The sequence below is a fragment of the Sphingopyxis sp. genome (assembly GCF_016704835.1).
GTDB lineage: Bacteria > Pseudomonadota > Alphaproteobacteria > Sphingomonadales > Sphingomonadaceae > Sphingopyxis.
Window position 1 is genome coordinate 127,409 of sequence record NZ_JADIZJ010000022.1, and the last position, 18,274, is coordinate 145,682.

Here is an 18,274-nt window from a genome sequence, read left to right on the forward strand (position 1 = left end):
ATGGACCACGCGAAAGCGAACGAGACGCAGAATCCCGGCGAGACCGAGCGGATTATAGCCGACGAGCTGGAGCGTCTGCTCGACTCCCCGATGTTTGTCCGTTCGCCCGTGTTAACGCGCCTGCTGCAGTTTCTGGTCGAACATCGCCTTCGCGGTGGACGCAGTTCGCCCAAAGCCTATGCCATCGCGACCGAGGCACTCGGCCGCAGCGAAGATTTCGATCCGGCAGTCGATAGCTATCCCCGCGTCATGGTCGGGCGGCTCCGCACCCTGCTCGATCGTTACTACGCCGATACCCCCTGGCTTCATCGCCTGCGCGTTCCGCAGGGCAGTTACGAGGTTGTTGTTCAGCACCGCGTTGCGCCGCCATCGCGTTCGATGGACGAACCGGGCGGCGAGGGTGACGTCAAGACCGCGACCACCGCCAATGGAACTCGCGCACCGCGTGTCCCTGGCGCCGCCAGTCATCTGCCGACCGCCGCGCCGCGCTATGGACGCTGGGTCGTCGCGCTTGTCCTGCTTGCGCTTGCGCTCTTCACGTTGTGGACGCTGCGCGGGGATTCCGACCGGTTGTTTGCCAGCGCCGATGCCGCTGCTCGAGGTCAGCGCCCCGGTGGCAGGAAATACGTCGCCGTCGCGGGCGTTTGCGCGCGCGCTCGATGGGAAGCTGCGCGATGGGCTGCGGCGGTTCGATCTGGTGGATCTGTTAAGTTCAAAGACGCCCGGTGAGGCGGGGCGGCGCGCCGCCGACTATCGGCTCGACGCGTCGCTGGTCCGTGACCTTGGCGGCAATGCCGAGGTCACGCTGGTACTGAACCGCGTCGCCGATCAGCGCGCGATTTGGTCACAGCAGATTCGCGTGCTCGATGAGGATACCCCCGCATTCTCCGCGATGGAGCCGATCATCGCCCAAATCGCCGGCGATTATGGTGTCATCGTGCGCGATCAGGTCCAACGGCAGCGCGACAATTTTGCCCCCGGCTTTCCCTGTCTCGCGCAGTTCAACCGGCTGCGCCAGATGCGCAGCCCCGCCGGTTCCAAGCAGGTCGATGCTTGCCTGCGGGCAACGCTGAAGCGGGATGAGCGCGACCCTGTCGCCCTCTCGGCGCTGTCGCTGCTCCGCTTTGGCGACTGGCAGCCACAGCGGGCGACCCCCGCAGGGCGTGACGCCTTTGCCGAAGCGCGCGCGCTGGCGCTCAAGGCGTATGAAACAAGCCCCAATTCGACGGCCGGACTCTTCGCTGTGGCGCGTGCGAATTTTTACGTCGGCAATTGTTCGGGCGGCAACACGATGGGCGACGCCGCGCGGCGGCTTAACCCCTATGACCCTGACATGGCGGGCTTTCTGGGGTTGTTCAAGACAACATGCGGGCAGGTGGCCGAGGGGGAGGCGTTGCTCCGTCGGTCGCTGGCGCTCGACGATTCCTTCCCTGGCGTCCCGGCGGTTACGCTGGCTTTCATCCTGTCGCAGCGCGGCGAACAAGATGAAGCGCTTGCGGTGCTCGATCGGATGCCTTCGCCCAGCAACATGGAGCCGCAATATATGCTGGTGCGCGCGATCGTCATCGCCCGGCAGGGCGACGTCGCGGCGGGGCAGGCGCAATGGCGCCGCCTGCTCGCCTATACCCGCCAGCCCGCGACCGCTGCGCCCGAAATTGTGCTAGGCCGCTTCATGATTACCCCGGTGGTGATCCAGCGGGCGTCGGCCGCGCTACGCGATTCGGGTGTTGTGCCGGCAAAGCCGTCGCCCTGATGGGTTGGCCATCGGCAGGCGCGCCTCGATCAAGCTTGCAGCCAGCCCCGCCATTTCTTATTTGTCGTGTCAGGTGCAGGACGCAAAGTGAGGCGTCCGGCTTTTTGCAGGGGGGTTTGGGGGCGATGCGGTGGTTTTCGGTCGGGAGGTGCCAGCCCTCTTGCCAGCCCCGTCCCCGGACACTAGGGCAAATTCCAATATTCACGGCTTAGTCAGAAAAGGAATAGCGCATGAGCGATTCGGCCGAAAAGGTTAAGAAGATCGTCGTCGAACATCTGGGCGTCGAAGCCGACAAGGTTACCGAAGAAGCGAGCTTCATCGATGATCTGGGCGCCGACAGTCTCGATATCGTCGAGCTGGTCATGGCGTTCGAGGAAGAGTTCGGCGTCGAAATCCCTGACGACGCGGCGGAAAAGATCGCCACCGTCAAGGACGCGATCGACTATATCGAAGCGAACAAGGGCTAATTCGGCCCGGTCCGGCATCGCCGGACGCGGCGGCGACGCTGCCCACGCGTTTCCGGCTTCCCGGTTCCGAGCGCTCGCGTGCAGGGACCGGGAAGCTTTTTTATGGCCCAGCGCTCGTTAGAAGCGTGCCAATAGATGTAATGCGGGAACCTGCTGGGCAGGGGCCGACGAAAGGACTGACTATGCGCCGCGTTGTCGTGACGGGATTGGGTTTGGTGACGCCGCTGGGCGCCGACGTGGAAACCGTATGGGCCAATCTGCTGGCGGGCAAATCGGGCGCCGGTCAGATCACCCATTTCGACGCCTCCGATTATAAATGCACGATCGCGTGCGAGGTGAAGGGGCCCGACCATGAATATGGTTTCGACCCCGGCAAGCGCGTCGACCACAAGGTGCAGCGCCAGGTCGATCCGTTCATCATTTACGGCATCGATGCTGCCGGCCAGGCGATCGAGGACGCCGGCCTGGAAGACATGACCGAGGCGCAGAAGCTGCGCGCCGGTTGCTCGATCGGGTCGGGCATCGGCGGCCTGCCGGGCATCGAAAGCGAAAGCCTGTTGCTCGCCGAAAAGGGTCCGGGCCGCGTGTCGCCGCACTTCGTCCACGGCCGCCTGATCAACCTGATCTCGGGTCAGGTCAGCATCAAATACGGCCTGATGGGGCCGAACCACGCCGTCGTTACCGCCTGCTCGACGGGCGCTCATTCGATCGGCGATGCGGCGCGGATGATCCGCGACGACGACGCCGACATCATGCTCGCGGGCGGCGCCGAGGCGACGATCTGCCCGATCGGTATCGCCGGCTTTGCGCAGGCCCGGGCGCTCAACATGAGCTATAATGACCGCCCCGAAGCGGCGAGCCGCCCCTATGACAAGGACCGCGACGGTTTCGTCATGGGCGAGGGCGCGGGCGTTGTCGTGCTCGAGGAATATGAGCATGCCAAGGCGCGCGGCGCCAAGATTTATGCCGAAGTTGTCGGTTACGGCCTGTCGGGCGACGCCTATCACGTCACCGCGCCACATCCCGATGGGTCAGGCGCATATCGCTCGATGGAAATGGCGTTGAAGAAGGCGGGCATGACCCCGTCGGACATCGACTATATCAACGCCCACGGCACCTCGACGATGGCCGACACGATCGAACTCGGCGCGGTCAAGCGTCTGTTCGGCAACGCGATCGGCGATGTGTCGATGAGCTCGACCAAATCGGCGATCGGTCACTTGCTCGGCGGCGCCGGCGCGGTCGAGACGATCTTCTGTATCCTCGCGATCCGCGACCAGATCGTCCCGCCGACGCTCAATCTCGACAATCCCGACGAAGGCACCGACGGCGTCGACCTCGTGCCGCACACCGCGAAAAAGCGTCCGGTCAAGGCGGCACTGAACAACAGCTTCGGCTTTGGCGGTACCAATGCGAGCGTGATCGTGAAAGCGATCGACTGACAGACACCGTCATTGCGAGCGCAGCGACGCGATCCAGAGTGTGGTACGCCGCTCTGGACGGCTTCGCTGCGCTCGCAATGACGAACGAAAACCTCTTTCCTACATTTTGCCGCCATGCTCTATCAGCCTTGTCGCCGGGCTCCGGCCTGAAGTGACATAGGAGACACTTGAACGCGCACATGCGCATCTGTTGTCGCTTTAAGGGCAAGATTGGGAGAATCTGGTGTATCCGTTCCGCTGGCTGACGATCGCCATTTTGGCCCTGCTGCTCGCAGCCTGCTCGGGCGGCGCTCCGCAGGATACGGTTGTCGTGATCCCGCAGGGTGCAAGCATTGCCAAGGCGGGCGAGATCCTCGAAAAAGCGGGCGCCGTCTCCGCCTCGAGCTTCCGCAACGAAGCGCGCTTCTTCGCTTCCGACGACCCGATCAAGCCCGGCGAGTATCAGATCGAAAAGGGGATGGACGCGGGCGACATCCTCGCGCTTTTCCAGTCGGGCAAGACAATCCAGCGCCTCGTGATGATCCCCGAAGGCATGCCGTCGATCATGGTATGGGACCGGCTGATGGCCGAAAAGCGGCTGACCGGCGAAATTCCCGTGCCGCCTGAGGGCAGCATCCTGCCCGACAGCTACGCCTTCACCACCGGCGAAACCCGCGCCGCGGTCGTCAAACGTATGCAGGCGGCGATGGATAAGGCCTTCAGTGAATTATGGGCCAAACGCACCCCGCGTACCGCCGCCAAGGACCGCAACGAAGCCATCACGCTCGCCTCGATCGTCGAGAAAGAAACCGGCGTTCCCGCCGAGCGCCGCACCGTCGCAGGGGTCTATACCAACCGGCTGGCGGTCGGCATGAAGCTGCAGGCCGATCCGACGATCATCTACCCGCTCACCAAGGGCAAACCGCTCGGCCGCCGCATCCTGCGCTCCGAAATCCAGGCGGTGAACGATTACAACACCTACAGCATGATCGGCCTGCCCAAGGGGCCGATCGCCAACCCCGGCAAAGCATCGATCGCCGCGGTGCTCGACCCCGCGCCGACCGACTATCTGTTCTTCGTCGCGAAAGGCGACGGCGGCCATATCTTTGCGCGCACGCTGTCGGAGCATAATGCGAATGTGCAGAAATGGTATCAGCTGCGAAGAGACCGCGGGGAGATCGAGTAGTGCGGGGCTTCGCGATCAAGCATCATCAGCGCTTTTTTTAGCCACGAAAATCCTGATGCCGATCTTCTTGGTCGGGATTTTCGCGCAATCCATACCGTTTATTGTCGCCGCCTGGCTAGGCTTTGTGATCGCGTTCATTCCGATCTATGATCATCGATGCGACGCCTGTGGCGCTCACGTCTACCGGGTCAATCAAGAGATGGAATTTTCATACCCGGCGCGTGGTGGATGGAATTTCTGGCGCTATGGCCCGGACTTGCAATGCCCGCATCAACTGACGGATAGAAAAGGCTGAGCCGGATGGTTGCCAAACTCTTCCTCCACGGCGTTCCCGACAGCCCGGCGATCTGGCGCCCGCTGCTGGCCGCGCTCGATCTTGTCGACGCATCCGTCACGGTTCCCGCGCTCCCCGGCTTCACCGCGCCGTTGCCCGAGGGTGTTCCCGCCACCAAGGACGCTTATGCCGACTGGGCAATTGGGCAGGCCGAGGTCTTGTTTGCGGCGCACGGACCGATCGATATCGTCGGTCACGACTGGGGCGCGCTGATCGCGCAGCGCGTTGCAATGCTGCGGCCCGATCTACTGCGCAGCTGGGCAATCTCGAACGCGGTGATCGATCCCGACTATCGCGGTCACCGCGTTGCGCGGATCTGGAACACCCCGATCCTCGGCGAGATCTTCATGGCGCTGAGCAAGCCCGCCAAGCTTGCGGAGGGACTGGTCGCGCAGGGCATGCCCGCCAACATCGCAGCTGAAGAGGCTGCGCAATGGGCGCACAAGGACAAGCGCCGCGCGATCCTGAAACTCTATCGCTCGGCCAAGGGGTTGAGCTTCGAGCATGACTGGGCGCGCGATATCGACAAATTGCCGGCGCAGGGGGCGTTGATCTGGGGCGCCGACGACCCATATGTGCCATTGTCGGTCGCGCAGCGCTTCGCTGCCAACACCGGCATCCCGCTCACCGTCATCGAAGGGGCAGGGCATTGGGCGATCGCCGAGCGGCCTGCAGAGGTCGCGGCGGCATTGCATCGCTTTTGGTCTTCGCTCTGATCGCCTGACTCAATCAATATAAGCGGCCAACTCGATTTGACCTGCACGCGCCGGTCTGCTTTTGGTGCGCCGCACAAAAAATCCCACAGAAAGGATTCTCTCCCATGATCAATCAGCCCGTTCCCGCCGTGACGCTCAAGACGCGCGTCCGCGACGAGGCCGTCGACAGCCCGAACCCGTTCCGCTGGCAGGACGTCGACACCGGCGAAGCTTTCGGCACCGGTCGCCACATCCTGTTCGGCCTGCCCGGCGCCTACACCCCGACCTGCTCGAATGAGCAGTGCCCGGGTTTCGAGCGCCTTTATGGCGATTTCGCTGCCGAAGGCGTCGCCGACATCCATTGCATCAGCGTCAACGACGCGTTCGTGATGTATAATTGGGGCAAGAGCCTCGGCGTCCAGAACGTCAAGATGGTCCCCGACGGCTCGGGTGCCTTCACGCGCCGCATGGGCATGCTCATCAACAAGGATCATGTTGGCTTCGGCATGCGCAGCTGGCGCTACACCGCGATCGTCGACGATGGCGTCGTCGTTCAGATGTTCGTTGAACCCGGCATCAACGATGTCGGCACCGACGCCGATCCCTATGTCGAATCGACCCCGGAAAAGGCGCTCGAGTGGGTGAAAGCGAACCCCTATCAGGGCAAGCTGTCGCAGGCGGCCTAAACCAATAAGCGGCCCGGCCATCCCCCCTCCCATCCGGGCCGCTGGCGCCGCACCCATCATCGTGACCGCGACGATGGGTGCGGCCGACCAGCGCATTTTCGACACGCTGCGCGCCGCGCATTTCCCGCCCGAACGCAACTATCTCGCGGCGCATATCACGCTGTTCCACCAGCTCCCGCCGTCGGCGCTGGGCGAACTCGACGGCCTGATCCGCCGCATCGCGGCCGACACCCCGCCGCCCGCCGCGCGGCTGCGCGAAGTCTATTCGCTCGGCAAGGGCGTCGCCTATCGCATCGAGAGCCCGGGCCTGCTCGCGATCCGTGAGCGCATCGCCGATCACTTCACCGGTATGCTGACCGCACAGGACAAGGGCACGCCGCGGTTGCACATCACCGTCCAGAACAAGGTTGCGGCCAGCGATGCGCGTGCGCTGCTCGCTGAACTCGCCGCCGATTTTCAGCCGCGCCTGCTGGCGATCACCGGGCTCGCCGCCCATCACTATCGCGGCGGGCCATGGGAAGCCGCCTTTGCTCGGAATTTTCGCGGGGCTCGTACATGATATTGACCCGCGCCAACACCGTGCCTATAGGCGCTGCTCGCCCGTCGCGGCGACCCTTCGGGGCGGAGTAGCTCAGCTGGTTAGAGCAGCGGAATCATAATCCGCGTGTCGGGGGTTCGAGTCCCTCCTCCGCTACCATCCCCTTTTCCGGAAGCTTCCACAGACTTCCGGATTCTTCCAGAAAATCGCAGAATTCCTGAGGGTTGCGGGTGATTCGCGTCCATGTGCCGCCGAGCGCTTCCGCATGCAGCCAGATTTGGCGTGGGGGTATTTTGGGGGTATTTTGTCGGGGTACGCAAATGGAGCGATACCCCCAATGCCTCTCAAAGAGTTGGAAGCCAAAAACGCCAAGCCAAAAGACCGTGCCTATAAGCTGGCCGACAGTGAGGGATTGTTCCTCTTGGTGCAGCCAAACGGTTCAAAGCTGTGGCGTATGAAGTACCGGTTCGGCGGCAAGGAGAAGCTGCTGTCGTTCGGTGCCTACCCTGATCTGGGGATTTCTGCTGCGCGCGAAAAACGTTGTGCGGCCAAACAGTTGCTCGCCCAAGGCAAGGATCCGATGGCCAACAAGGCGGACATGATGCCTGAAGGCGCGGCTACATTCTTGTCCGTTGCTCAACGCTGGCACGAGAACCGAGAATCAAGCCTCGATGCTGCACATTCGCAGCGCGTCTGGTCACGGCTAGAACGCGACGTGTTCCCCGCCTTGGGTAGCAAGATGATGCATGAGATCACTCCGCCAGACGTGCTTGAGATGATCCGTAAGATTGAGGCGCGGGGAGCGCTGGATATCAGCCGTCGGGCCAAGCAGGGTGTCGGGCAGATATTCCAATTCGCGATCGCTTGTGGATTGGTATCTTCCGATCCGACTACCCACCTGCGGGGCGCCTTGAAGCCTCGTCCGCGCGTCAAGCATATGAGCCGGCTGCCGCTGACTGAGTTGCCTCAGTTCTTGCTGAAGCTCCAGAAGTATGAGGAGGAGGGAGACCGGCGGTCTGCGATCACTCGCGACGCTGTGACGTTTGCGCTCCTGACTTGGGTCAGAACCAAGGAGCTTCGGTTCGCTGTGAGATCCGAGTTTGAAGACCTGGACGGCAAAGCGCCGGTTTGGCGGATTCCCGCTGAACGGATGAAGATGGGACGCGAGCACTTTGTGCCGCTCTCAAAGCAGGCCGCAACGATCGCCCGGCGCATGATTATCGCCAGTACCGGCGAATTCCTGTTTCCCGGGGTGGCGCCGAAGAAGCCGCTGTCCGAGAATACCATGATCTATGCTTTGTATCGCCTCGGATATCATTCGAGACAGACTGTGCATGGCTTCAGGGGACTTGCGAGCACGTGGGCAAACGAGCAACTGGTTGAATTCGGCAAACCGGCCATGTGGATACGCAGGTATCACGAGGACTGGGTCGAAATGCAATTGGCCCATTCAGAGGACAATGAGGTGCGCGGGGCCTACAATGCTGCCGAGTATATGGTCCCACGGCGCAGGATGATGCAGGACTGGGCTGACTTTCTCGCCGATCAGGAGAAAATGGGTTTGTCGCAAACACGCAAGAAGGCTGCTTGAGCCAGCGTTCGCCATTGGCCGCTATGCGCTGCCAATCCAGTCAACGCGCAGACGATCGAAGCCGGTGACTACCCCTTCTACGATGACCTTGCTCCCGACAAGGTCATCGCCGCTTTCGTCGCGCTCGAGGATCCATACTTCATCCTCGTTTGTGGTCAGGAGCAAGCCGCGTTGGCCGTGGCTCAAAATACCGACCACGCGTTTGCGTGAGCCACTCAAATCAGACCTCTTCATTGTCAGAATCGCCAACGGTTGAGCACATCCCGGACGTAGCCAGGAGTTTCGCCGTTGAGCGGGATGCCTCCGGAGCGTTCCACGGCGCCGGGGCCAGCGTTGTAGGCGGCCACCGCGAGGTGAACCACCCCAAACTTGTCGAGCATCTGCCGCAGGTAGCGCGCGGCTCCCAGGAGGTTTTCCTTCGGGTCGAACCGGTTCGAGACTCCGAGGTCACGCGCGGTGCCAGGCATCAGTTGCCCAAGGCCAGCCGCTCCAGCTCTACTGACGGCGACAGGATTATACCGCGATTCGGTCCAGATGAGCGCGTCGAGCAGCCCCGAAGGCAGAGAAAACTGTGCCTCAGCGGCATAGACGTGGGGCAAGTACACCGCCCTCCTGAAGCTTGTCGCCTGTTTGGCGGAACCGCGGCTCGGCTTGGTCGCGTAGAATGGGTTAGGTCCGACAGAAGGAGCCATAGCAACGGCTTGTTCGGAGGCCGGGGCTTTCCACACTCCATGCGTCACCAGTTGAAAACCGTCGGGCTTTTCTTCCACGCGAAAGCCCATGGTTTGTAGATCCTGGTTTTCGGGAGAAGCGGCTGCTCGCTCCTGTGCAGACGCAGGTGGCCCAATGCATACGCATGCTGCCACCAAGCCCAAGCCAACGAATTTCAGTCTCATCGTCGATTCCTTCTCTAGCCGAATCGCATGAGAACATATAAAGAACATGCATTGTAGGAAAACGCATTGTAATGGGCGCAGAGCGGAGGCTGCGCGGTGGAGGCATGTTGGACTGGAGATAGCCCATGCCCCGTACCCGAGTGCCGGAACGCCTGGAAAAGCGTGCCCGAGAAATTGTCGAAGCGCTTGATGGCACTTGGTCGCGGTCACGCGGTATGTGCTGCTGCCCTGCACATGACGATCGCACACCGTCGCTGAGCGTCACCATCGGCGTCCGCGCGATCCTGTTCCACTGCTTTGCCGGGTGCTCGAATGAGGCGGTCCTGGCGAGCCTGGACCGGATCGGTGTCAAAGCTGCCGAACTCTTCGACGGCAGAGGGGAGCCGATCGCTCCGCGGACCCGGGACGAAGTGGCTAACCAGAACGCCCTCAGGCTGTGGCGGGCAGCCTCGGCCCTGACGGATGGCCCGGCACAAGCCTATCTTGCGGGCCGCCAGATCAGGATATCGTCGCCCGACCTGCGCTACCACGCTCGTACACCGCTTGGCCCCAAGGGATCGGTCCGGTTTCTGCCTGCCATGCTCGCCGCTGTTCGCAACGACGAGGGCATACTGGCACTTCACCGGACATTCCTTGAGCCGAAAACTTCCAGCCTGGCGCGTTTCGATGGCCCCAAGCGCGCGCTGGGCAGCCTTGGCTCGGGCACGGTGCGGTTGGCCATGCCGCGCGGCGGCAGGCTCGGCCTTGCCGAGGGTATCGAAAGCGCACTTTCAGCCCAGCAGCTCTTCGGGATCCCGTGTTGGGCGACACTCGGCAATGAGCGGTTTGGCCTGGTGACCATTCCTGAAAGCGTGCGCGAACTCCACCTGTTCATCGATCACGATGCCGGTGGCAACCTTGCCGAAGAGCGCGCTCGCGAGGCCTATCATTGTGATGGCCGCCGCATCGTACCGAGGCGCCCCGTGCGGGAAGGCGAAGACTGGAACGATGTCCTGACGGCGCGCACCAAGGCCGTCGGCTGAGCGAGTGCAGAGGAGAGAGGGCTTTGGGCCTTTTGAGGCCTGCAAACGGATTGGGTCTCGTCAGGAGGTCCCATGTCCAATTTGTCACCCGCGTTTGCCTTTCCCCTCTCACCCGAGCCACTGGTTCTTGCGGCAGCACGATCACTGGTAGCGCGGCTTGATGCCGGCGAGGTCATCACGCGTCCCACCCTTAATGCTGTGCTCACCGAGCAGTTCGGCGGCAGCGATGCCGAGGCCCGCTGGTCGGTCCGCGATGCCCATGCCGCGCTTGAACTCGCGCAAGTCCTCTGGTTGCAGAATAGCCCGCAGCTCAGGCTGTCATCACCGCCCGAAACAGCCAGGGACGTGTTTGACCGGCTTGGAGCCCAGTTGCCGAGCCAGACTGTGCGAAGCGAAGAGCAAATCGAACTGCAACAGTTTGCCACACCGCCACACCTCGCCTGGCTTGCCGCACGCGCTTGCGCCTTCGGCGCATCCGAGGTGGCGCTCGAACCATCTGCTGGCACGGGGATGCTGGCGGTGTGGGCCGAGGCCGCTGGTGCCCGTCTTGCCTTGAATGAAATCTCACCGCTGCGCCGTGAATGCCTTGCCAACCTGTTTCCGCAAGCCACGATTTCCGGCCATGATGGCGAGCTGATCGACGAATTGCTCGATCCCAATCTTGCCCCCAGCGTCGTCCTGATGAACCCGCCCTATTCGCATGGGGTGGAGCGCGGGGCTGATGGGCGAACGGGCGGTCGGCACCTGCGCTCGGCCTGGAAGCGGCTAGCGGCAGGCGGCAGGCTCGTTGCTGTGATGCCCGAGTGGTTCGATCTGCATCGCTTTGTTTCAGGCACGACCGGTCCTATCGCTGTGCGCCTCAATGCCCGGATCGAACGCGCTTTCGTGCGCTCGGGCACCTCGATCACGACCAGGCTTATGGTCCTCGACAAGACCCTGCCGAGCAACGATCCCGTTGCGGCGACCACATCCACGCTTTCCGAGCTGTGTGACCTCATCGATGCCCTGCCGCCGAGGGAGACCGATCAGTTCCCGGCGGCGATGCCGACGAGGCCGCAGGGAGCTCTGCTGAGCCTCGTAACTGGCGGGAGCAGCCTGCGCCCAGTTCCACCCGCGCGCGCAGGTGCCGCGACGGACATTGTCCCATGCACCTTTGAAGCTTTGACCGAACCCGCGCCGATCGCCGAGCAGGTCGGGCACTATCTGCCCTATCGGCCAAGCCGCATTTTGATCCCGGATGCCGCCGATCATCCAACGCCCTTGGTCGAGTCCGTAGCCATGGGTTCGATCACCGCGCCAATCCCGACACAAGTGCCCTTGCTGCCTTCTGGCCTCATCGCCAAGGGACTGCTCTCTTCGGCGCAGGCGGAAACACTGATCTATGCTGCCAATGCTCATGCGCGCGATCTTCCGGGCAGGTTCGCGCCGGAAGACAAAGGATGCATCCTCAAACCCAGCGCCGAAGGTCATGCCTATCGTATGGGATACTTCCTCGGCGACGGCACCGGGGCTGGGAAGGGGCGCCAGGTCGCCAGCGTCATTCTCGACCGCTGGGTGCGCGGTGAGAAACGCCATATCTGGATATCCAAGAACGAAGCCCTGTTGGAGGATGCACGGCGCGACTGGTTGGCGCTGGGAGGCCTGCCCATCGACATTCAGCCGCTCGGTCAATGGAAGCTCGGCACGCAGGTTTCGATGCGGGAGGGTATTCTATTCGTCACCTATCCGACCCTGCGCTCCGGCAGGAGCGATGCCACCCGTCTCGACCAGATCATCGAATGGGCGGGTGAACATTTCGACGGGCTGATGGTCTTCGATGAAGCACACGCCATGGCCAATGCCGCTGGGGGTGAGGGTTCGCGTGGCCGTGTCAAAGGTTCGGAACAGGGCATCGCCGGCGTGCGCCTGCAGAACCTGCTGCCCCGCGCCCGAGTGCTCTACGCCTCGGCGACCGGTGCATCGGACGTCAACAACCTCGCCTATGCAACGCGCCTGGGGCTCTGGGGGCCGGAGACTGCCTTTGCCAACCGCGAAACCTTCGTGGCCGATATCCGTGATGGCGGTATCGCTGCAATGGAACTGGTCGCGCGCGATCTCAAATCACTCGGCCTCTACACGGCGCGCGCCTTGTCTTTCGCGGGCGTCGAATACGACATTCTCGAGCATTGCCTCACAGAGGACCAGATCGCGGTCTACGATGCCTACGCTGAGGCCTGGGCGGTTATCCATACCAATCTGCGCGAGGCGCTCGAGGAAACTCGCATCGTCGATCAGGACAGCGGCAACACGCTCAACAGCGGTGCCAAGTCGGCCGCGCTGTCGATTTTCGAGGGAACCAAGCAGCGCTTCTTTGCCCAGCTCCTCCTCTCGATGAAGTTGCCGAGCCTGATACCGGCAATCGACGCGGCGCTAGCGGAGGGACATGCTGCGGTCGTCCAACTTGTCTCGACCGCTGAGGCCATGCTCGATCGCCGCCTTGCTGATCTTTCCGATGAGGAACGCGAAGACCTGGAAATCGATCTCAGTCCCCGCGACTATGTGTAATGTTGAGCTCAACATTTACACATATTCTTTGCAGTCGCAGTTTATGTCGAGCGTGGCGGCGGGAGGCGCAGGTTTCCTTCGGTTTTCCATGATTTCACTCCAGATAATTGCCTGACAAGGTTGAATGCTGGGGCCGTTAGGATTGTCGGCACCGCTGGAATGGTGCAGGTTGTAGAAAATCCCCGAGGCAGTCGTTCGTCGCTTTCAATCGAGGTCCCGATGCAAGGCTGTCCGCCATGGAGATCTGCCATGCCGAACAAACTGCCCAAGCGCCCCATTATCGTTTTTCTCGCAGGGATTTTTCTGGGCTTGCCCGGCGTCGCAGGCGCAGTGACATTGACGTCATTAAAAGGCATGGATCTCGAAGGAAGCTATGGCTCGTATGCGCCGCGTGGCGATTGCTCTCGAGGGGCGAGCCTTGAGATCAACGAAACCGGCTTTACTTTCAAAGCGTCTGGTCAGACTGTAAAAAGCACCCGGTTTGAGTACGCGGCTTCGTTTCTTGGCCCGACCTATGAAGGCGTTAGCGCGGTCTTTTTTCCTTTTCCTGTCAATGCCAACGATTTCGGACGCGTGATCTTGACGGTCAATGACGACGAAAAGCGAGGCGTAGTCCGCCTTGAAGCAGACGTCGCGCCTGGACAGCGCCTGGATCCGTTCAAGTCAGCGCTCGTGTCGCAATCCCCACTGCTCTTGTGCAAGGGGTCTGGGCCGGCATCTGCTGCTTCAAAAGCACCTCTGCAAGCAAGGCCAGTCTTGGGAAAACCGACGCCGCTAGCCTGGACCAATCTTGCGAGTTCCATAGGAAAATTCCAAAGTGATTCCGATCCCAACGGAATAGATCTTTTGACAAGTGGTCCGATAGCTGACGCGATACGTTCGCGTTTGGGCCGCAAAATAGACCTGCTGGCCAGCAATCTTTCGGCGATATCCGGTCTCCAACGACAAGGATCTCTCTATTGGGTTACGGGAAATGCGCCGCATCAAGGCGGTGTAGAGCAAGCCTATGTTTTGCTTGATGCAAATCGCCGTGCTGTTCAAATTGGCCTTTGGGAAAAGGGAAAGTTGACGGTCTATGCGCCTCAAGGAGGCCGCTTGCCCGTGCCCCAGGACATTGCTCGCCTGCTTATGGACAGCCCACCTGAGGACGCAGTGCCGCTGCCTGGGACTGCTTGGGAGGTCGTGCCGGTCCAAGGTCGCGCCCCAATGGCCTATGTCGATGTAGCTGCTTCGCCAAACATCAAGTCGTTTAGCCTGTTTTGTGAAGGCAACCGCCCCATGATGGCCATGCTCCTTAACAAGCCCGCGACGGTGCCGCGCGTTACGGTTACATGGAATTTTGCTGGTCGATTAATTGACATTCCGACCGGCCGCGCGAACGCTCAGAGCACGTTTTGGCAGGCCAACCTCACTGGTTCCCAACTCATTCCGATGCTTCTCCGTCAAAACGGTTCGGTTATGCTACGCATCAACGGCCGCCTCGAAGGCGAAGCTTTGTTGGCGGGAGCGCCACTGGCGCTTCGAACTGCGATGCGGACCTGTGTCAAATTTTGACATGACCTCCTGCACGTATTTCCTGAAGCATTGATAGTAGATCGTCGCTTTGCGGCTTGAAGCGCCCGGGCCTGATGGCGGGTGCGCCGTGAGCCGCGAGGATTTGCAGCTTCTCCTCGGGATCGGCGCGCAAATAGGTCTCGGTGCTCTGGATGCTGGCGTGGCCGAGCCACAATGCAACCTTGCGAATGTCCCCGGTCGCCGCGAGCGTGTGCATCGCACAGGAATGCCGCAGCACGTGCGGCGTAACCCGCTTGCCAAGGATCGACGGCTGCTTCGTTGCCGCGGTCTTGACGTGCTCGGCCAAACGGAACGCAAATCCGTCGCGGGTCATGGGCTGCCCGTTGGCATTGAGGAATATCTCGGCAGCTTGCGCGTCGGGCCGTATCGCAAGCCACGCGCGCAATACGAACTGGGTCTCTTTCCAGAGCGGCAGGACCCGTTCACGCCGACCCTTGCCCATGATGTGCACGGTGGACAGGGAGCGGTCCGGGAAATCGCGCAGCTGCAGCGTTACGAGTTCCGACACCCTCAGCCCGCCGGCATAGGCCAGATGCAGCATCGCGCGATCGCGGGTGCCAAGGCGTGTCCGGGGATCCGGGGCATCGAGCAAAGCCTTGATCTCGGCCCGGTCGAGGTAGTCGATCAGCGCCTTGTCGGTCTTCTTGGTCGGGATCGATCTGACGCGGAGGGCCAGATCCAGGCAGGCCGGAATCCGATACTCGATGTACCGGAAGAAGGACCGGATCGCGGCGAGCCTGCCATTGCGGGTCCGCACACAGCTGCCGCGCCCGGTCTCGACATGGTCCAGGAAAGCCATGATCATGTCGGGGCCGAGATCCTCGATCTCAAGATCGGTCGGCCGACGCTTCAGCCGATCGGCAGCGAACTGAACGAGGAGGACGAAGCAGTTGGCATAAGTCTTCACTGTGTGCGGGCTGACAGCACGTTCGCGTGGCAGATGCTCACGCAGGTATGCCGAGAGATGCGGAGCGAGCGCCGTCATGCCGCCTCTCCCCGGTAAAGCTGCTCGCTCGCAGCCGCAATGTCGCGCAGCAGCACCGGAGTGGCCTCGAGATACCAGTACGTGTTGGCGACCGACGCGTGCCCCAGATAGACACTGAGACCGGCCATGTGGTGAGCGATGGCCTCCCTGTCAGGTGGGCAGGACTCAAGGGAACGGACAGCGAAGGTGTGCCGCAGATCGTGGAGTCGCATGCCCGCCGTACCGGTTGGTCCACGATATCCGAGCTGCCGGGCCAATCTGACGAACACGACGTGGGCGCGCACCTTGTGCGGTGCCCGTCCCCGGATAGTGACGAACAGGTCGTTGCCCCTGGCCGCGTGCTTCTCGCGGAGGGCGAGATAGGCTTCGAGTGCTTGGCGCGTCGATGGCTGCAAGGCAATCAGCCGCTGCTTGCCAAACTTGCCGTTGCGGACGATCAGGCCATCCTCGACCAGATCTTTGCATTGTAATGCGAGGGCCTCGGAAATCCGGAGACCTGTCGCCGCCAGCAGCCCGAACAGGTAATGGTACGTGTGTGGGCTGATCGTGCCTTGGGGTGGAACGTCCAATGCAGCAGTCATGATCGCCCGCACCTGGTCCGGCTCAATGATGGTCGGCGTCGGGCGTGGCCGCTTGCCCCGACCGAAGACGCCGGCAGGCGGAACTTCGTGGCCTGAATCTTCGGCGTGAGCGAAAAGGCTGAAGTTACGTGCGGTGTCGAACCTCCGGCGGGCCACATATTGTGAGCTCGACGTATGGCACCAGTCGTAGATGCGCTGGACCTGAGTGTGCCGATCGCCGAAACCCCCGGCGTAGGCGGCGTACAGGCGCAGCATGCGTTCCTGTTCAGAGAACTTCAGCCCGAGGCTGCGATGCAGCGCCACGTATCTGGAAATGTGGATGTTCAGCATGACTGTTCTCCCGGCCAGGGCTGCGCGATCTTCATGAGCATCGGCAGATCGACCTTGGCGTAGATGGCAGTGGTCTCGGGCGAGCTGTGACGCAGGATGGTCCCGACGGACTCCAGGCCTGCGCCCGCGCGCAGCAGGTTGGTGGCAAGCGAATGCCGGAATATGTGCGACCCGGTCGGCACTCCTTCGATCCCACCGCGGTCGCGCGTACGAGCGACGATGCCCGCTATCTCAGCGGACGAGCGGAATGGCCGAAACGGTGCTTGTGCACGCAGGAACAGATGCTCTTCGGCGGCCTTCGGGCGGGCTGCCGCAAGATATGCCAGGATCGCGTCGCCAACATCCTGCGGCAATGGCAGGCGGTCCGGTCGACGCGTCTTGCCCTTGACCGTCAGGTGGCCGGATCGCCAGTCGATGTCGTCGAGACGCATGTTCTGAATATCGGCAGCCCGCAGGCCGAGCCTGGCGAGCAGGAGAATGATGGCCTTGTCCCGGACTTCCACCGGACGATCTGTCGGACAGGCCGCAATGATCCTCTCGATCGTTGCCGGGTCGACGTGGCGCGGCAGCGTCGAAAGGCGGTAGCGCTGTACTGATGGAACTGCATGCAACAATGCCGGCCGGCACTCGCCACGCACGACCAGAAACCGGATGTAGCTCCTCATTATCGTGACGAGCAGCGATGCCGACCCCGGCGTCTCCTTGCTTCGTCGTTGGAATGCGCTCCTGAGTCCGGCGGCATCCCATTGCGAAGGCTCGCCCAGCATTGGCATGAGCCGTCTGATATCGGTCCGGTAGCGCCGGATCGTCTCGTCCGTGGCGCCGCGGTGTTGCTTGAGCCATGCCAAGTAAGCCGACATGTGCGGGTCATCGTCCGCCACCGGTTCAACCGATGGGATGACACCCCGGCCTCGCAGGAACCCGACGAAGTGCCGTGCGCATCGCCGCCGCCGCTTGGTGCCCGTTGCGACCAACTTGCCCCGCTTGCGCCAGACCGGGCATCGGCAATCATGCGCTGCATAGTGGTCGATGATCGTGTCATCGATATCGATCCATTGGCGCCGCGCCATGCGAAGCCAGGCCACGAAATGCTCGGCCTCGGACCGATAGGCCTGTGCCGGTCCCTCGGCAAGTTGCAGGCGATCGATCGCATCGGAATAGTCGGCGAGGTGCCGTGGCAGATCGTCGATCCCGTCGTCGACTTCGACGTAGCCTTGATCTTCCAGGAACCGGACGAAGCGCCTGACCCTTGCTGCTTGGTCAGCCTTGTAGTGCGCTTGCTGCGCCGAATACCGGTGGCACCGGCACCCATGCTTCTCGAACCGCCGGACAGCCCGATCGTCAATCGTGCGGATGGCGATCCTATGCAGGCCCAGCCAATGCAGGAAATGGCGGACCGCCGCGCCATACAGAACCGCACAGCCTGACTTCTCGTCGAGCGACTGAGAGGAGAGGAATGTGGTGAGAAGGGTGCCGTGACTGGGCGGGTCTTCGACCCGGAGCGGGGCCGCTCGAAACGGCAATGATGATCTTGATCGCATGTTGGTTCCTTCGACTTGTTGAGGTCGAGGGAACCGTAATTATCTGGAGTGAAATCATGGAAAACCGAAGGAAACCTGCGCCTCCCGCCACCACGCTCGACATAAACTGCGACTGCAAAGAATACGTGA

Annotated in this window: 18 protein-coding genes and 1 tRNA gene; 14 read left to right on the forward strand and 5 right to left on the reverse strand. The window is 62.1% G+C overall.

Annotated features, from left to right (window positions below; genetic code table 11):
- From IPF76_RS20565 to IPF76_RS20615, 11 genes are all read left to right on the forward strand, one after another.
- A complete protein-coding gene (locus IPF76_RS20565; RefSeq protein ID WP_293847536.1) occupies positions 1 to 729 on the forward strand; it encodes a hypothetical protein in 729 nt (242 codons plus the stop codon).
- On the forward strand, positions 698 to 1,753 hold the full coding sequence (locus IPF76_RS20570) for a hypothetical protein (RefSeq protein ID WP_293847537.1): 1,056 nt from the start codon (positions 698 to 700) through the stop codon (positions 1,751 to 1,753). The genes IPF76_RS20565 and IPF76_RS20570 overlap by 32 nt, the downstream gene beginning before the upstream one ends.
- A gap of 230 nt (positions 1,754 to 1,983) precedes the next feature.
- The gene (locus IPF76_RS20575; protein WP_003039428.1) at positions 1,984 to 2,220 is read left to right on the forward strand and encodes an acyl carrier protein; all 237 of its coding nucleotides are present in this window, start codon (positions 1,984 to 1,986) and stop codon (positions 2,218 to 2,220) included.
- Positions 2,221 to 2,402: 182 nt separating this feature from the next.
- A complete protein-coding gene (gene fabF / locus IPF76_RS20580; protein ID WP_293847538.1) occupies positions 2,403 to 3,662 on the forward strand; it encodes a beta-ketoacyl-ACP synthase II in 1,260 nt (419 codons plus the stop codon).
- 223 nt (positions 3,663 to 3,885) lie between these two features.
- Positions 3,886 to 4,827, forward strand: a complete 942-nt coding sequence (gene mltG, locus IPF76_RS20585) for an endolytic transglycosylase MltG (RefSeq protein ID WP_293847539.1) — start codon at positions 3,886 to 3,888, stop codon at positions 4,825 to 4,827.
- Between the two features lie 55 nt (positions 4,828 to 4,882).
- The gene (locus IPF76_RS20590) at positions 4,883 to 5,122 is read left to right on the forward strand and encodes a hypothetical protein (protein WP_293847540.1); all 240 of its coding nucleotides are present in this window, start codon (positions 4,883 to 4,885) and stop codon (positions 5,120 to 5,122) included.
- A 5-nt stretch (positions 5,123 to 5,127) separates the two neighbouring features.
- On the forward strand, positions 5,128 to 5,877 hold the full coding sequence (locus tag IPF76_RS20595) for an alpha/beta hydrolase (protein ID WP_293847541.1): 750 nt from the start codon (positions 5,128 to 5,130) through the stop codon (positions 5,875 to 5,877).
- Between the two features lie 104 nt (positions 5,878 to 5,981).
- Positions 5,982 to 6,542 carry a peroxiredoxin gene (locus tag IPF76_RS20600; RefSeq protein ID WP_293847542.1) on the forward strand — a complete coding sequence of 187 codons (561 nt, stop codon included), beginning with the start codon at positions 5,982 to 5,984 and terminating at the stop codon, positions 6,540 to 6,542.
- Positions 6,543 to 6,615: 73 nt separating this feature from the next.
- On the forward strand, positions 6,616 to 7,101 hold the full coding sequence (locus IPF76_RS20605; protein ID WP_293847557.1) for a 2'-5' RNA ligase family protein: 486 nt from the start codon (positions 6,616 to 6,618) through the stop codon (positions 7,099 to 7,101).
- Between the two features lie 61 nt (positions 7,102 to 7,162).
- Positions 7,163 to 7,239 (forward strand) — tRNA-Met (locus IPF76_RS20610).
- Between the two features lie 178 nt (positions 7,240 to 7,417).
- A complete protein-coding gene (locus tag IPF76_RS20615) occupies positions 7,418 to 8,671 on the forward strand; it encodes an integrase arm-type DNA-binding domain-containing protein (RefSeq protein ID WP_293847543.1) in 1,254 nt (417 codons plus the stop codon).
- A 21-nt stretch (positions 8,672 to 8,692) separates the two neighbouring features.
- Here the strand turns inward: IPF76_RS20615 and IPF76_RS20620 are convergent, their stop codons facing one another.
- Entirely contained in the window at positions 8,693 to 8,920 is a 228-nt protein-coding gene (locus IPF76_RS20620; RefSeq protein WP_293847544.1) for a DUF5818 domain-containing protein, read from the reverse strand.
- Positions 8,908 to 9,567, reverse strand: coding sequence for a lytic transglycosylase domain-containing protein (locus IPF76_RS20625; protein WP_293847545.1), 660 nt, complete (start codon positions 9,565 to 9,567; stop codon positions 8,908 to 8,910). The genes IPF76_RS20620 and IPF76_RS20625 overlap by 13 nt, the downstream gene beginning before the upstream one ends.
- 125 nt (positions 9,568 to 9,692) lie before the next feature.
- Here IPF76_RS20625 and IPF76_RS20630 point away from each other — a divergent pair, with 125 nt between their 5' ends.
- From IPF76_RS20630 to IPF76_RS20640, 3 genes are all read left to right on the forward strand, one after another.
- A complete protein-coding gene (locus IPF76_RS20630) occupies positions 9,693 to 10,589 on the forward strand; it encodes a toprim domain-containing protein (RefSeq protein ID WP_293847546.1) in 897 nt (298 codons plus the stop codon).
- Between the two features lie 72 nt (positions 10,590 to 10,661).
- Positions 10,662 to 13,133, forward strand: a complete 2,472-nt coding sequence (locus IPF76_RS20635; RefSeq protein WP_293847547.1) for a strawberry notch-like NTP hydrolase domain-containing protein — start codon at positions 10,662 to 10,664, stop codon at positions 13,131 to 13,133.
- 249 nt (positions 13,134 to 13,382) lie between these two features.
- Positions 13,383 to 14,687 carry a hypothetical protein gene (locus tag IPF76_RS20640; RefSeq protein WP_082737013.1) on the forward strand — a complete coding sequence of 435 codons (1,305 nt, stop codon included), beginning with the start codon at positions 13,383 to 13,385 and terminating at the stop codon, positions 14,685 to 14,687.
- Here the strand turns inward: IPF76_RS20640 and IPF76_RS20645 are convergent.
- From IPF76_RS20645 to IPF76_RS20655, 3 genes are read right to left on the reverse strand one after another with little or no spacing between them, the layout of a single operon-like run.
- Positions 14,677 to 15,693 (reverse strand): tyrosine-type recombinase/integrase, encoded by a 1,017-nt coding sequence (locus IPF76_RS20645; protein WP_019053426.1) that lies wholly within the window; start codon positions 15,691 to 15,693, stop codon positions 14,677 to 14,679. The genes IPF76_RS20640 and IPF76_RS20645 overlap by 11 nt on opposite strands.
- A complete protein-coding gene (locus IPF76_RS20650; RefSeq protein WP_019053427.1) occupies positions 15,690 to 16,604 on the reverse strand; it encodes a tyrosine-type recombinase/integrase in 915 nt (304 codons plus the stop codon). The genes IPF76_RS20645 and IPF76_RS20650 overlap by 4 nt, the downstream gene beginning before the upstream one ends.
- Positions 16,598 to 18,145: a tyrosine-type recombinase/integrase gene (locus IPF76_RS20655; protein WP_293847548.1), complete on the reverse strand. Its 1,548-nt coding sequence runs from the start codon at positions 18,143 to 18,145 to the stop codon at positions 16,598 to 16,600. The genes IPF76_RS20650 and IPF76_RS20655 overlap by 7 nt, the downstream gene beginning before the upstream one ends.
- Positions 18,146 to 18,274: the final 129 nt, after the last annotated feature.